The organism is Emticicia aquatilis (genome assembly GCF_014644295.1).
Lineage (GTDB): Bacteria > Bacteroidota > Bacteroidia > Cytophagales > Spirosomataceae > Emticicia > Emticicia aquatilis.
This window is the reverse complement of record NZ_BMKK01000001.1, coordinates 614,451-627,285: the sequence shown is the minus strand read 5'-3', so window position 1 is coordinate 627,285 and position 12,835 is coordinate 614,451. Positions and strand designations below refer to the sequence as shown.

At 36.7% G+C, this 12,835-nt stretch carries 13 protein-coding genes; 2 read left to right on the top strand and 11 right to left on the bottom strand.

The annotated features are described in order from the left end of the window. Positions 1-58 precede the first annotated feature (58 nt). From IEX65_RS02685 to IEX65_RS02640, 10 genes are all read right to left on the bottom strand, one after another. Entirely contained in the window at positions 59-421 is a 363-nt protein-coding gene (locus IEX65_RS02685; RefSeq protein ID WP_188764391.1) for a LytR/AlgR family response regulator transcription factor, read from the bottom strand. A gap of 226 nt (positions 422-647) precedes the next feature. After that, complete coding sequence (locus IEX65_RS02680; protein WP_188764389.1) at positions 648-3,398, bottom strand: ATP-binding protein; 2,751 nt, start codon at positions 3,396-3,398, stop codon at positions 648-650. A 123-nt stretch (positions 3,399-3,521) separates the two neighbouring features. Beyond that, positions 3,522-4,085, bottom strand: coding sequence for a hypothetical protein (locus IEX65_RS02675; protein ID WP_188764387.1), 564 nt, complete (start codon positions 4,083-4,085; stop codon positions 3,522-3,524). Positions 4,086-4,111: 26 nt separating this feature from the next. Next, positions 4,112-4,582 carry a hypothetical protein gene (locus IEX65_RS02670; protein ID WP_188764385.1) on the bottom strand — a complete coding sequence of 157 codons (471 nt, stop codon included), beginning with the start codon at positions 4,580-4,582 and terminating at the stop codon, positions 4,112-4,114. Between the two features lie 12 nt (positions 4,583-4,594). Beyond that, positions 4,595-5,035, bottom strand: a complete 441-nt coding sequence (locus IEX65_RS02665) for a hypothetical protein (protein WP_188764383.1) — start codon at positions 5,033-5,035, stop codon at positions 4,595-4,597. 161 nt (positions 5,036-5,196) lie between these two features. Then, positions 5,197-6,336: a MalY/PatB family protein gene (locus IEX65_RS02660; RefSeq protein WP_188764381.1), complete on the bottom strand. Its 1,140-nt coding sequence runs from the start codon at positions 6,334-6,336 to the stop codon at positions 5,197-5,199. Positions 6,337-6,343: 7 nt separating this feature from the next. Next, positions 6,344-7,141 (bottom strand): 5'-methylthioadenosine/adenosylhomocysteine nucleosidase, encoded by a 798-nt coding sequence (locus tag IEX65_RS02655; RefSeq protein ID WP_188764379.1) that lies wholly within the window; start codon positions 7,139-7,141, stop codon positions 6,344-6,346. A gap of 66 nt (positions 7,142-7,207) precedes the next feature. Beyond that, complete coding sequence (locus IEX65_RS02650; RefSeq protein WP_188764377.1) at positions 7,208-8,515, bottom strand: NCS2 family permease; 1,308 nt, start codon at positions 8,513-8,515, stop codon at positions 7,208-7,210. 43 nt (positions 8,516-8,558) lie between these two features. Beyond that, on the bottom strand, positions 8,559-8,939 hold the full coding sequence (locus IEX65_RS02645) for an Imm10 family immunity protein (RefSeq protein ID WP_188764375.1): 381 nt from the start codon (positions 8,937-8,939) through the stop codon (positions 8,559-8,561). 157 nt (positions 8,940-9,096) lie between these two features. Next, complete coding sequence (locus IEX65_RS02640) at positions 9,097-9,774, bottom strand: DUF8737 domain-containing protein (protein WP_188764373.1); 678 nt, start codon at positions 9,772-9,774, stop codon at positions 9,097-9,099. Between the two features lie 197 nt (positions 9,775-9,971). Between IEX65_RS02640 and IEX65_RS02635 the strand changes: the two genes are divergently transcribed. After that, complete coding sequence (locus tag IEX65_RS02635) at positions 9,972-10,664, top strand: pseudouridine synthase (protein ID WP_188764371.1); 693 nt, start codon at positions 9,972-9,974, stop codon at positions 10,662-10,664. Between the two features lie 93 nt (positions 10,665-10,757). On the opposite strand, the gene IEX65_RS02630 is transcribed toward IEX65_RS02635, so the two are convergent. Then, a complete protein-coding gene (locus IEX65_RS02630; protein WP_188764369.1) occupies positions 10,758-11,828 on the bottom strand; it encodes an AI-2E family transporter in 1,071 nt (356 codons plus the stop codon). Between the two features lie 122 nt (positions 11,829-11,950). Here IEX65_RS02630 and IEX65_RS02625 point away from each other — a divergent pair, with 122 nt between their 5' ends. Further along, on the top strand, positions 11,951-12,784 hold the full coding sequence (locus tag IEX65_RS02625; protein ID WP_188764367.1) for a YjiK family protein: 834 nt from the start codon (positions 11,951-11,953) through the stop codon (positions 12,782-12,784). The last annotated feature ends 51 nt before the right edge of the window (positions 12,785-12,835 follow it).

The following is a 12,835-nucleotide window of genomic DNA, read 5'->3' as shown; positions in this document are numbered from 1 at the left end:
GTTTACAAAAAGAGGAGAGAGATTCTCGAAAGAGCCCCCCCTCCAATCTTTTATCTTTCTACCACGAAAGGTCAGTCGATGCTTGGTCTTCTGTTTTTGGGTTAGCGAAATGATAAAATTGTTTCATTCTTCTACGTGATAAGCTTATCACTTTTTCGTTTTGAAGTTTAATTGTCTTAGATAATTCTTCAAACTCAGATACAAAAGAGCGGTTAATAATATATGAGCGATTGGGCCGAAAAAACTGGCCAGATTCTTGAAGTCGTTTCTCAAAAACACCGATGTTGGTAGAGCTCAAGAAGCTACTACCATCACTAAAAAAAACTTGTGTGTAGTTAATATCAGCTTTGAGTAATAGAATGTTTTCGGGCGAAGCTTTGGTGCGTCCGCCAATGTGTAGTAGTAAATTTTGGGTTTCCATGTGAATCTTAATAATGTGGTAAGAAGATGCACAAACCTATGGGAAATAAGAATATAGGTGTTAACTCATTTTGAACATTCTTTAACTCATTTTGAACATTTTACATAAAAAACACCATAAAATGCTTTTTTTTATGAGAGATTAAAATAAAATGTAAAAAAAGCCATATTGATTTATATAAAAATAAACCGATATAGCTCTTGTCTGAAAGTATATGATTTTGAGGTTATTTTGAGGTGTACTCTGAAGGAGAAACACCGTAGAATTCTTGAAAAGTTTTACTAAAATAAGGCAAACTTTCAAAGCCAACTCGGTAGGCAATCTCAGAAACATTACCTGTTTTTTGAGTTAGCATTTCGGCTGCTTTTTGTAAACGATAATTTCGCACAAATTCAACCACAGTATAATTAGTGAGCGACTTTATTTTTCGGCGAAGTTGAACCGAACTCATATTCATGGCCGCAGCAAATTGCTCAACATCAAAGTTTGTATTTCCTATATTTTCTTCGATTATCTCTTTGATTTTATTTAAAAATCCTGCATCAACGGCACTTATCTTTACCGCATCAGGATTTTCTTTTACCAAATCTTTACTATAATATTTCTTTAAATTCTCACGAATTGCAATGAGGTTTTTAACCCTTGCTTCAACCTCTTCTTTATTAAACGGTTTAATCAGATAATCGTCGGCTCCCAGTTCCAATCCTTCAATTCGGCTTTCAATATTGGCTTTTGCCGTAAGCATAATTATTGGGATATGCGATGTTCTCTCATCAGATTTAATGTGCTTACAAAATTCAAAACCGTCCATTTCGGGCATCATCAAATCGCTAATAATCAGATTCGGTACTTTTTCATTGGCTTTCAAGATACCGTCTTTGCCATTAATGGCTTCAATTATGGTATATTCTGCTTCAAAAATACTTCTAATATATCTCCTAATATCGTCATTGTCATCTACAATGAGTAATATTTGTTCGTTATCGGAATCTATATTTTTTATATTATTGACAGTCGAATCATTTACAATCGCCAAAGGTGCTTCTGTTTTTACAATCGGTAATTGGGCGTAAGTTTCAGCTGGCTCATATTTTACTGGTATAAAAAGCTCAAACTTAGTACCTACATTTTCCTGGCTCCGTACATCAATTTTACCTTTCATTACCTCCACAAGTTCTTTTACTAAAGCCAAACCAATGCCCGTACCATCAAATTTGCGGTTAGAATTACTTTCAACTTGATAAAATCTATCAAAAATTTTTTCTAATTTATCCTTCGAAATCCCGATGCCTTCGTCACTTATTTCAATCAACAAATGATTTTCTTCATAGGTGATTTTTACGCTTACTTTTTTATTATTTTCTGTAAACTTAAAAGCATTTGAGAGCAAATTTGTAATAATTTTTTCGATTTTATCTACATCAATCAAACCCCAAATTTCATCAAGATTTTGCTTAAAACTAAAGTCGATATCTTTACTTTGAGCCAAAGATGCAAACGAGCTCACAAATGTTCGGAAATAGACTGGTAAGTTTACTTTTTCTAAATCTAAATTCATTTGCCCAGCTTCTATTTTTGTAATGTCGAGTAATTGATTGATAAGTTCGAGTAAACGATTGGCATTTCGGTAAATAACCTGATAGGCAACATTGGTAGGAGTCTCTCTAACCAAATCTTGTGCAGGAGCCAAAATTAAGGTGAGTGGCGTACGAAATTCGTGAGAAATATTGGCAAAAAAGTTGGTCTTTAGATTATCTAAGTCTTTTAGTTTGCTATTTTGTACAATACTAAAATCAAGTTTTTGTTGGGCATTTCTGAAGATTCCACCTAAGAAAATAACAAAAACAAAGATTTCACCAAAAAATAAGAAGTAGGCTATCGAATAAACTGCTTCGAGTTCTATCCAGCCCAAAAGTCTGATATAAAGCAAAGCATAGCTTATTAAGCCCAATATGAAGGGAATTGCATAGTGTTTTTCAATTGATATTTTCTTGAAAATACAATAAATGTAAAGTGCCGAAAAATAGATGGCCGATAAAATAATACTATAAACTCCTAATTTTAGCCAATACCATTGGTAATCAATAAAGATAATAATGCTCTCAAATACAGTTAGTGCAATAATGAAAAGAGCAATGAAGGTGTGAATTTTTGGTAGTTTTCCCTTGATTTGAGTAAAATATACGAATAATCCTGCACCGAGCGTAACGGAATTGTAGAACAAGAAATCAATTTTAGCAACGATTTCTGGATTATCAGAAAACCACGGCCCAGCCACATTGATATATCCCCAAAAAGCAAAAGTTTTGATAACGGTATGCAACGAATACAACCTGAAAGGCCAATCTTTGATGATAAAAAATCCTAAGATAACAACCAAAAAAAGCCTAAAAATGACCAAACCATTAAAAAAACTTTGACTTGAATGGCTATTAAGTTGACTTTTATAATAAGATTTTTCGTTGTGTAGTATCAATTTGCCGTAATGCCCTCGCTTGGAAGTTAGTTTTATGAAAACCTCTTTTCTTTCTCCTGTTTTAAGTGTAAAGTTAAATCGAGGGTCTTGGTCAAGTAATGGTTTTTCTTTTTCTTTTGTCAGAATTTTTTGCTGCTGATGCACAAAACCCTTACCAGTATTATCTGTTATATAAAAATCGAGCTGTTCAACTAATGGGTTTGACCAAACCAGTATAAAGTTATGGTTAGTGGAGTCTGTATTTTTAAGTTGGAATTTAACCCAATAGATGTTGTTGGAGTACGGAAAAAGGAAGTGTTTTTTATTGTTTTTTTGGAAATATTTAGACCTAACTTGCTCTAATGAGAGTGTGGCTGTAGAGTCTTTAAAAATTCCTATTGCATCAGATAAGTTTATAGGATAGGTTTTAGCAGATGTTAAAACCGATTCTTGAGCGGGTGCTAAACGTGGAATAAATAAAAATAAAATGACAGCAAAACTATAACTTTTGAAAAAGTTCATTCTTTTTATAACGGCTATTTTATTAAAGAGGCTCGAAAAATTTGGTTGTGTAATATACGATTTTTGTACTTTTTGCCTTTCAAATATACAAGAGGAAATGATTTTTTCCGAAAAAAATAATCGTTAGTTTAACCTCCGTATAATTAGACCTTTAACCAACTCATAGAACAAGTTGGGCTTCATGGTTCGCCAATTATCTATTTGTAGTGTACCGCCAAAGTTAATGTACGAATCAAGGTGATAACGCTTGAATTCTTCCAAAATAAAGTCTCTAAAACTCACCGCTGCAATCCAACCATCTTCAATATCCTCAAACCATTCTTCGTAATAGTCTTGTTCGCTACCATGAAATTGCAGGATATTTTCACCAATCAAAATGTATTGATTAATGCCTTTTTCGACTAAATAATCAATCACGGTTCGTTTCAGAAACATGATGTCGTTGTGGAGTGTGTCGTTCCATTCTCCAAAAAGTTCAATAACGGCGTATCGAGCACCATAATCGACCATCAGAATTTTGCAATAAAGCGTTTCTGAGCCGATGTCGTCCCAGTTTGGGTCTATGTAATAGCCATAAATGGTGTTTTGGTAAGTATTGCCGTAGGCTCGGCCATAGAAAGGCGATTTTTTATCGGCTTCACTTATATAATATTTACGCCAGTTGTAGGTGGGTTCGAGTTCGTGCATTGTAGGTAAAATAGAATTATCGAAGATTATTTCTTCAATAACTCTATTTCTTGTTGTAGTTTTAAGTTTTCTTTATTGAGCGAGTCAGATTTGAAGTAAAAATATAAGGCCGCCGCTAAAAATATTTTAGATAAAATAAAAATCGCAATAAAGGCTGGTCGCCAGTATTTGTGTACACGTAGGTGAGTGTCGCTTACTTCTACCTCTAAATATTTTACTTCTTCCTTCTGTGTATTGTTTTGGGAATGAGTTTGCTCATTAAAATCCCATTTTTTCAAACTATCATGGTCAAATTCTTTGATACGTTGACGCACGCTTGGAGGAGGGATACTGGCCGAAAAATGCCCGTTGATAACCTTTCCTAAATCTTCGAGTGCCAAAGAAACTTCAGGAAAAATCTGTAAGTACTTTTCAACTTCTTCTTGTTGATTATCAGATGCTAAACCTAATATGTAGGTTTCCAAAATACCGCTTTCGATGTATTCTTTAGGATTCACTTTTATAGCAGTTTAAGGTTTACGAAAAGATTTTACATGGTTGCTAATAGCTTTCATTGCGGCTTCTTTTGATAAACCCAGTTTTACAGCAATTATATCGAGCGACAGCCCTTGTTTAAAGGCTAAATTAAAAATCAAATTAGGAAGCGAATCGCTATCACTATGATTAGTATCTTCACTATTTGGAAGTAAGGCATTTAAGCGACTCTTAAATTCAAGAGCTTTTGTTCGGGCGTTACGAATGATACAAATGGCATCACTAAGCCCTTCGGTACAATTAATCAATGATGATGTATTAAATAATTCTACGAGTACTTCTTGTGCAAGTTCTTCTTGTGGAATTATTTGTAGTATTACGCCATACGCCATTGCACCGTATTTGTCATACAATAAAAGAGCGGGTTCATTATTGGTCTTGCGTAACGATTTACTTGTGGGCCTTAATGTACTCATTTGTATCTTTATGACTAACAAAAGTAGTCTTTGTATTCATTGAAAATTTAGCATTAATAAAACCTAAAACTTCATAAGAACTTATTTGTTTTAGGTTTTAACGAAATTAATCTGCAAATGCTGTAAAAACAAATTCTCTGACTACTATTTTCTACATTTTTTCAACAAAGTACTTTTCTCATTCGCCAAATGGCGGCTTCGAGGCGTCGCATTTGAGTGCCAAAATTTAGGCGAATAAAACCTTTTCCATCAAAGAAAAAACCACCTTCTGAGATACCAACACCAGCATTTTCGAGAACTTTGGCAATGTTATCAATACCACTTTCACGGGTATCAATCCAAGCCAAATAGGTGGCTTCGAGAGGTTGCATACTAAAGCCCGCAAAGGCGTTCATTTCTTGTAAAACGTAATCGTGATTTTTGCGTAAATAAGCCAATAATTGCTCATGCCACTCGTCACAATCACGATAAGCCGCTAAAGCTGCCTGATAGGCATACGCCGAAGGCATTGGCTCTACGATATATTTTAGATTGGCAAATTTCGCACGGATTTCATCATTTGGAATCACTGCAAATGAGCAACCCAAGCCCGCAATATTAAAAGTTTTACTCGGTGAAAGTAGTGTAATTGTCTGATTTTCAGCTTCTTTGCTCAGTGTAGCTATCGAAACGTGCTTTTTGTTCTCATCAAGAATCAAATCGCAGTGGATTTCATCGGCACAAATTACAATATTATGTTCGGAACAAATATCCGATAATGTTTGCAGTTCTTCTTTCGTGAAAACCGTTCCCGCAGGATTATACGGGTTACATAACATAAACATACGTGTGCGTGGCGTGATTGCCGCACGAATGGCATCAAAATCAAGCGTCCAACGGTTGTTTTCGAGTTTCATTTGAACTTTTACGAGCTTCTTTTTGGCTGCTTCGGGGGCTTTCATAAATGGCCCATACACAGGCACAGTCGTAATTATTTCATCGCCTTCATTGCCCACAACCATGCTCGAAAGCGTCAGGCCAGGCACAAGCCCAGGTAGATACACAATCCAATCTTTTTCGATTTTCCAGTTGTGGCGTTCGTCAAGGCGTTTCACAATTACATCGGCCAACTCATCGGGTGCGTGCCAATAGCCAATTACGCCTTGTTTGGTCACATCTTCGAGGGCTTTCAGAATTGGAGGAGCTGCCTTAAAATCCATATCAGCCACCCAAAGCGGAATGATGTCTCGGTCTTTGTATTTATCCCACTTAAAGCTATCGGTATTGGTACGGTCAATGAGTTCGTCGAAATCGTAAGTCATGAAATTTTTATTCTAAATTTTTTATAATTGCTTTTACTAAAATAGCCGAATTGTCGGCAGCTACTTTTTTGAATGTTTGGAAATCGGCAGGAGCAGCTTCGTTGGCTTTATCGCTGATACTTCTGATAATCAAGAAAGGTAAATTTTGCTGAAAACAAATTTGGGCAACGGCGGCACCCTCCATTTCGGTGGCATCGGCTTGGTAATTTTTGCGGAAACCCGCCACTGCTATACTTGAAGCTACAAACGTATCGCCCGTGACGATAGTTCCTGCCGAAACTCTCGGTTGGGGCGAATCAGCCGTTATTTTCTTGAGTTCGATGCCTTTTGCGGCCTTATTAGCCACTGTAATTAAAGTAGAATCAGACAAGAAAAATTGCGGATTAAGCTGCTTAGTATGTGGATTGCGAGTTGGGTAGAACTTCAAACTATCGTTGGTCAATCGCCCATAATCGTGGTACGAGAGTCGTCGGCCAATCAGAATATCTCCTTGGTTCAAATCTGGATTTACCGCACCCGCAACGCCCGTAAAAATAATTGTTTTTGGCGAAAACTCCTTGATAATCAAAGCCGTAACGATGCTGGCATTTGCTTTTCCGATACCAGTTTCAGCCAAAACTACTTTTTTACCGTTGAGCTTGCCAGTTTTGAACTTAAACCCTAAAATTTCCTTAGTTTTTGCCCCTTTCAACTGCGATTGAAGCAATTCTACTTCTTCGGTCATCGCTCCCAAAATCGCAATTCTTTGAGCGAAGGAAGTTGCTGAAAATGAGAATATTATAAAAAAAATAACTTTAATCTTCATAGTAAAATAGTATTGTTCAAATTTATAAACTCTGTGCTAAACTCCGAGAAACTCCGTGGTAAACAATCAATGCCCTAAATACAATGCCCAAATTGCAAAAATATCAATGATTATCAGCATCCACGAAACTTCTTTGGCTTTTCCGTTGATGAGTTTGATAATCGTCCATGACAAAAATCCCCAAATGATACCCTGCGTGATGGAATAAGTAAACGGAATCAAGACCATTGCTAAAAATGCAGGAATGGCATCGTCGAGTTTATCCCAATTGATTTTCGTGACGGGTTTCATCATCAAAACTCCAACCACAATCAAAGCAGGAGCAGTGGCTATAGCAGGAATAATGCTCAGAAGTGGCGATAAAAACATAAATGGTAGAAATAAAATACCTGCTGTAATGGCCGTTACACCCGTTCGCCCACCTTGACTAATGCCTACCGCAGACTCAATAAATGCCGTTCCTGGACTTGTTCCGAGCAAACCGCCCATTGTTGTAGCTACGGCATCGGTCAAAAGCGATTGTTTGATGTTTCGTGGTTCGCCATCTTCATCATATAAATCGGCTGCTTCGGCAACGCCCACAAACGTGGAAAGACTATCGAATAAATCAGTAAAGACAAAAGCAAAAATGACAGGTAAAAGGCTTATTTTAAGCGAGTTGATAATATCAAGTTGAAACATTAAACTAAAGTCAGGTGCAGAAAAAACACCTTGCCAAGTAACCAAAGTTTTTTGTCCGAAATTAATGGCTGAGGCATCGCCCCACCATCTTCCGATTGGAATAGCAATGAGCGTTGTCAGTAGAATTCCGATGATGATTCCACCTTGAATATGCCTCGTGAGCATTATCATCATGATGGCCAAGCCAATCAGAAAAGTAATGACGATGGGGTCGTGCAGGCTCGCACCGCCAATCATCGTGGCTGGATTTGGTACAATAAACTTGGCATTAGCAAAACCAATAAGTGTAATAAAAAGCCCGATTCCTGCCGAGATTGCGTAGCGTAATTGCTTCGGAATAGCCTTGACGATTTGGGTACGGACATTGAAAATAGATAGCAAAAGAAAGATAATGCCTGCCCAAAAAACTGCTCCCAATGCTACTTGCCACGAAATCCCCATGCCTTTCACGGCTGTAAACGTAAAAAAAGCGTTCATTCCCATGCCTGGGGCAACTACGATTGGGTTTTTGGCGTAGAGGCCCATCATCAAACTACAAAAGAATGATAATAAAACGGTGGCCGTAAGTACACCATTAAACGACATTCCAGATTGACTCAAAATGGCAGGATTGACAACAATAATATACATCGTGGCCAAGAAGGTAGAAACTCCCGCCAGTATTTCGGTTTTTAAGGTAGGTTTTAGTGGCATTGGGTTAGGTGTTTTTGATGAAAGTAAAGGTTATTTTTTAAATTTAAAGACTTTTTAAAACTATCTTCTCTTCATCCTTAAATATAATGTTGATATACTTCTGAAGTTTAGTAAACTCTTCTAAGCTAATATCATAACTGATGCTTATTTTATCATAATTTAAGACCTTTTTTCCGTAATCATTTAAACTAATTTCAAAGTGTTTTTTTGTTAAGATGATTGTATCAATACAACTATAACACCCCCCTAACTTACTCAACTCTAAGTAGTATTTTGACCAATTAAATGATTTATCTTGTTCCTCAAAATCGTTTGAAAATTGGATAACTACATAATTATCATAGTTTTCATCTTCAAGAAAACCAATCATTAGAATATCATTTTCATCTTTAGAAATATTGACGGCAGAAGCACTAAATTTCATCGCTGAGTTTATTTCATTCTAAAATTATATTTACAACACAAAACTTTTTAAGATTCTATTGCAAGATAAAACCATAATAATGAATTAGAAATGAAGGCTGTAAATTTTAGAGAAAATAGTAGAGAAACATTAAAAGTTGTGAGGAAATATTGAAAAATTACTTCAATAATCGCCTAATCACCACCAAATGCGAAAACAATACCAAAGGCACAACCACACTCGGCAGTAGATTATACGGGAAATAAAGTATCGCAATATTAGGCTGCTCAAAAGCGAATTGCTGAAATGGCACTGGGGAAGCCAAAATTGCATTGACCACAATATTGATGAGCAACAAAAGACACACAATATTCCAGCCTAAAAGTATTTTGTGGCTCAGTTTTTTCTTTACAAAAACGAAGTAATAAATAATAGGTGCTGTGATTCCTGCCAAAATATCAAAGTTTCTACCTTCAAAAGTCATTAATTGTGGGATAGCCTTATGCAGAAATAACCAATATAGCACAATCTCGACAGGTACTCTAACTGTATGAAGCAAAGTGAGTTTTTCGAGACTCAGACTATCAATAAATGCTTTTCCTTTCTGAGAATTAAAAAGTACTCCGATGAAAATAAAAACAGGCAAAAGCGATAGCAAAATTCGTGGTGGAACGGCAGAAGTGTTTAAGTATAAGCCACTTAGGGCAGCAAAACTTTGCAGAATCGCCCACGAAATTAAGAATATGAGCGTTTGCTTTGAATGATTTGTCGCTTTGAAAAATAACCAAATACTGAGTAAGGTCGTTGCCGTGAAACTAATAGCAACATAAGCAGGAATTGTATCGAGTGAGTGCATAATGAGTGCATAAAAAGATGTATTTTGATTCGATACACAAATATTAACCGCAAAAAATAAAATCTACTTAGCAAATGACAAGAAATTCGATAGTTGCCTTCCAAACAAACGTCGGCATGGTCTCGAGCCATGCTGACGTGAATGACCGAGGTTAACTAATTCTTCCGTACCTTTGTCGAAATTTTCAATGAGCATACATGCAAGACACCGTACTTCCCATTCTTTACCAAGACGAATATTTGGTAGCTATCAACAAACCACATAATTTATTGGTGCATCGCTCATCAATTGCTGCCGAAGAAAGTGTGTTTGCATTACAGTTGCTACGTGACCAACTCAATTGTTGGGTGAGTCCGTGCCACCGAATCGACCGTAAAACTTCGGGCGTGTTGCTTTTTGCTTTGTCGGCCGAAGTCGATAAAGCCATGAAAATGCAATTTGAAAATCATGCTACACAGAAAAAATATTTAGCTTTGGTGCGTGGGTATTTGCCCGAATCGGGCATGACCGACCGACCTCTGGCGAAAGAAAATGGAACACTACAAGATGCCGTAACACATTTTAGATGTTTGAAGCAAGTTGAGCTGGAAATAGAAGTAAGTCGCTACCCAACTTCACGATATTCGTTAGCCGAAATTACGCCCGAAACTGGCCGAATGCACCAAATTAGAAGGCATTTTGCACAATTACGCCATTATTTAATTGGCGATAAAACCTACGGAGAATGCAAACACAACAAGATGTTTGAGCAGCGTTTTGGGCTAAATACCATGCTACTTCATGCCAGCGAGCTGAGTTTTGTTCACCCAATCACAGGGGTAAATATTCATATTACTGCCCCCATGAGCGATGAGTTTACAAGAATTCTAACCGAAATCGGGATGGTGTGATTTGTTATTGGTTACTTGTTACTTGTTATTGGTTGTTAACAACCAGTTTCCCAATAACCAGTTTCCCAATAACCACTTCCCTGATAACTCAACTTATTTAACTTTTACATCAACGTGGTCGGCGTCACCGAGTAGGAAACCGAAAGGTTTTAGGCCTTCGACCGAATCAAAAATTACTTTGATAATAGCCGTTAGGGGTAAGGCTAAAACCAAGCCTCCCATTCCCCAAAGCGAGCTAAAAAGTATTAATGAGATAATGGCTGCCATTGAGTTGATGCTCACTTTTGAGCCAACTATATATGGTGTGATAAAATTTCCTTCAAGAAATTGGATAGTGGCAAATAAGGAAGCCACACCAACTGCATAAAGTGGATTATCTTTGGTAATCAATGCAAAAAGAATCGGCAAAAGCGAACCAATCGCAATACCAATATATGGTAAAAGCACCAAAAAAGAAGCCAAAAAGCCAAAGAAAATGGCGTGGTCGATGCCTAAGATATAAAGTCCGATGGTATTCAAGATTCCAATAATTCCGATAACCATTATTAAACCCACCATGTAATCAATGACCACGTTTTTGATTTTCTTCAAGACCACATTTACTCGGTGGCTACTTACCGAACTAAATGCTTTATAGAAAAATACTTTAATGAAATCTCGGTAAAGCAACATCAGAAAAATGTAGAGTGGAATAAGCGTCAGATTACCCAAAAGTCCAGTAGTTGTCGATAGCGTATTTCCCAAAATATCACTGTTGCTTTTCAAAAATTCTGTCAAATATTTCTTGCCCTCAACTTTTTGTTGAGTACGGCTAATATGGAAATTGCGACGGATATAGATTTGAATATCAGCGTAAAACTTTTCGGCTTTTTCGCTTAATTGTGGCAAAATTTCTTCAAAATCCATTATTTGAATATAAACCAAATAGAAAAGTGAAATCAGAATGCCGAGTGTTAGCAAAATAGCAATCGTAATGGCCAACCAGCGTGGAAAATGCAATCTCTCAAGAAACTGACAAACAGGTAGCAACAGCAATGCAAAGATTCCTGCGAAAGTAAGTGGAATAAGTAGGTCTTTGAGCATATACATTCCGAAGATGATAATCACCAACGAAATCAGTACGTAGGCGAGTCGTGTAGGGAAAGGCTGCTGAAATGTTTTCATCTTCATAAATAAAGTTTTTGGGAGATAATTCGTTGTTTTATTGACAGGTTTTTTCAAAATTAACTATCTTGTTAGCCAATTTCAAATTTTTCTCGTTGATTTAGCAAACCATTCCTTCGGCTATGTTTCTTTATAAATTCTATATGTTCTTGTTTTCTCTCAAAATTGCTACTTGTAATTGCCACAGCGAAATACAAAAAAGTGGTTTTAGAAGGGCAAAAAGCGAATACGAGATTACGAAAACAGGCAGAATGCCCACTTGTATCAACGAAAGTTCGGGCTTGGCAAAAGCTTGGCAAGAAAACTATTATTGGACAATAAACGATAGTGGTGGGAATACAGAACTCTACATGATTGGCGAACAAGGACGTGTTTTTGATACACTTTTGGTGAATGATTCAAGAAATATTGATTGGGAAGACTTGACCAAAGATGATAAGGGAAATATTTATGTAGGAGACTTTGGTAATAACGGCCAAAACCGCAAAGACCTCACGATTTATAAGTTCAGAAATGGCAAAACTGAAAAAATAACTTATCATTACGCCGACCAAGACCATTTTCCTGCCAAAGATAAGATTTTTGATTGCGAAGCATTTTTTTGGTACAGCGGAAAACTCTATTTATTCTCGAAAGATTGGTCACGTAAGCACCAAACTCAGCTTTACAGCTTGCCCGATAAAGCGGGCGATTATGCAATTTTGCCCGAACAAAGTATATTCTTAAAAAGCCCAGTAACTTCTGCCGACGTTAGTCCAAACGGGAAAGAATTTGCGTTACTTTCTTACGGTAAAATCTATGTTTTTGAGATTTCAGATGGGAAAATTGATTTTTCTAAACCGAAAACATGTATAAAAATCGGTAGAAATCAGATGGAGTCGATTGCGTATGTAAACGATACCGATTTTGTAATGACCAATGAGCAACGCAAGATTTATCGGGTAAATCGGAGGTAGGAGCTTATTGCATAAGCCTATTGCAAACGGGAGTGTGGCATATTTTTGAAA

Bases quoted from the DNA above. Each gene is read 5' to 3' on its own strand.
- IEX65_RS02685 (WP_188764391.1), bottom strand. From the start codon at position 421: ATGGAAACCCAAAATTTACTACTACACATTGGCGGACGCACCAAAGCT.
- IEX65_RS02680 (WP_188764389.1), bottom strand. From the start codon at position 3,398: ATGAACTTTTTCAAAAGTTATAGTTTTGCTGTCATTTTATTTTTATTT.
- IEX65_RS02675 (WP_188764387.1), bottom strand. From the start codon at position 4,085: ATGCACGAACTCGAACCCACCTACAACTGGCGTAAATATTATATAAGT.
- IEX65_RS02665 (WP_188764383.1), bottom strand. From the start codon at position 5,035: ATGAGTACATTAAGGCCCACAAGTAAATCGTTACGCAAGACCAATAAT.
- IEX65_RS02660 (WP_188764381.1), bottom strand. From the start codon at position 6,336: ATGACTTACGATTTCGACGAACTCATTGACCGTACCAATACCGATAGC.
- IEX65_RS02655 (WP_188764379.1), bottom strand. From the start codon at position 7,141: ATGAAGATTAAAGTTATTTTTTTTATAATATTCTCATTTTCAGCAACT.
- IEX65_RS02650 (WP_188764377.1), bottom strand. From the start codon at position 8,515: ATGCCACTAAAACCTACCTTAAAAACCGAAATACTGGCGGGAGTTTCT.
- IEX65_RS02645 (WP_188764375.1), bottom strand. From the start codon at position 8,939: ATGAAATTTAGTGCTTCTGCCGTCAATATTTCTAAAGATGAAAATGAT.
- IEX65_RS02640 (WP_188764373.1), bottom strand. From the start codon at position 9,774: ATGCACTCACTCGATACAATTCCTGCTTATGTTGCTATTAGTTTCACG.
- IEX65_RS02635 (WP_188764371.1), top strand. From the start codon at position 9,972: ATGCAAGACACCGTACTTCCCATTCTTTACCAAGACGAATATTTGGTA.
- IEX65_RS02630 (WP_188764369.1), bottom strand. From the start codon at position 11,828: ATGAAAACATTTCAGCAGCCTTTCCCTACACGACTCGCCTACGTACTG.
- IEX65_RS02625 (WP_188764367.1), top strand. From the start codon at position 11,951: ATGTTTCTTTATAAATTCTATATGTTCTTGTTTTCTCTCAAAATTGCT.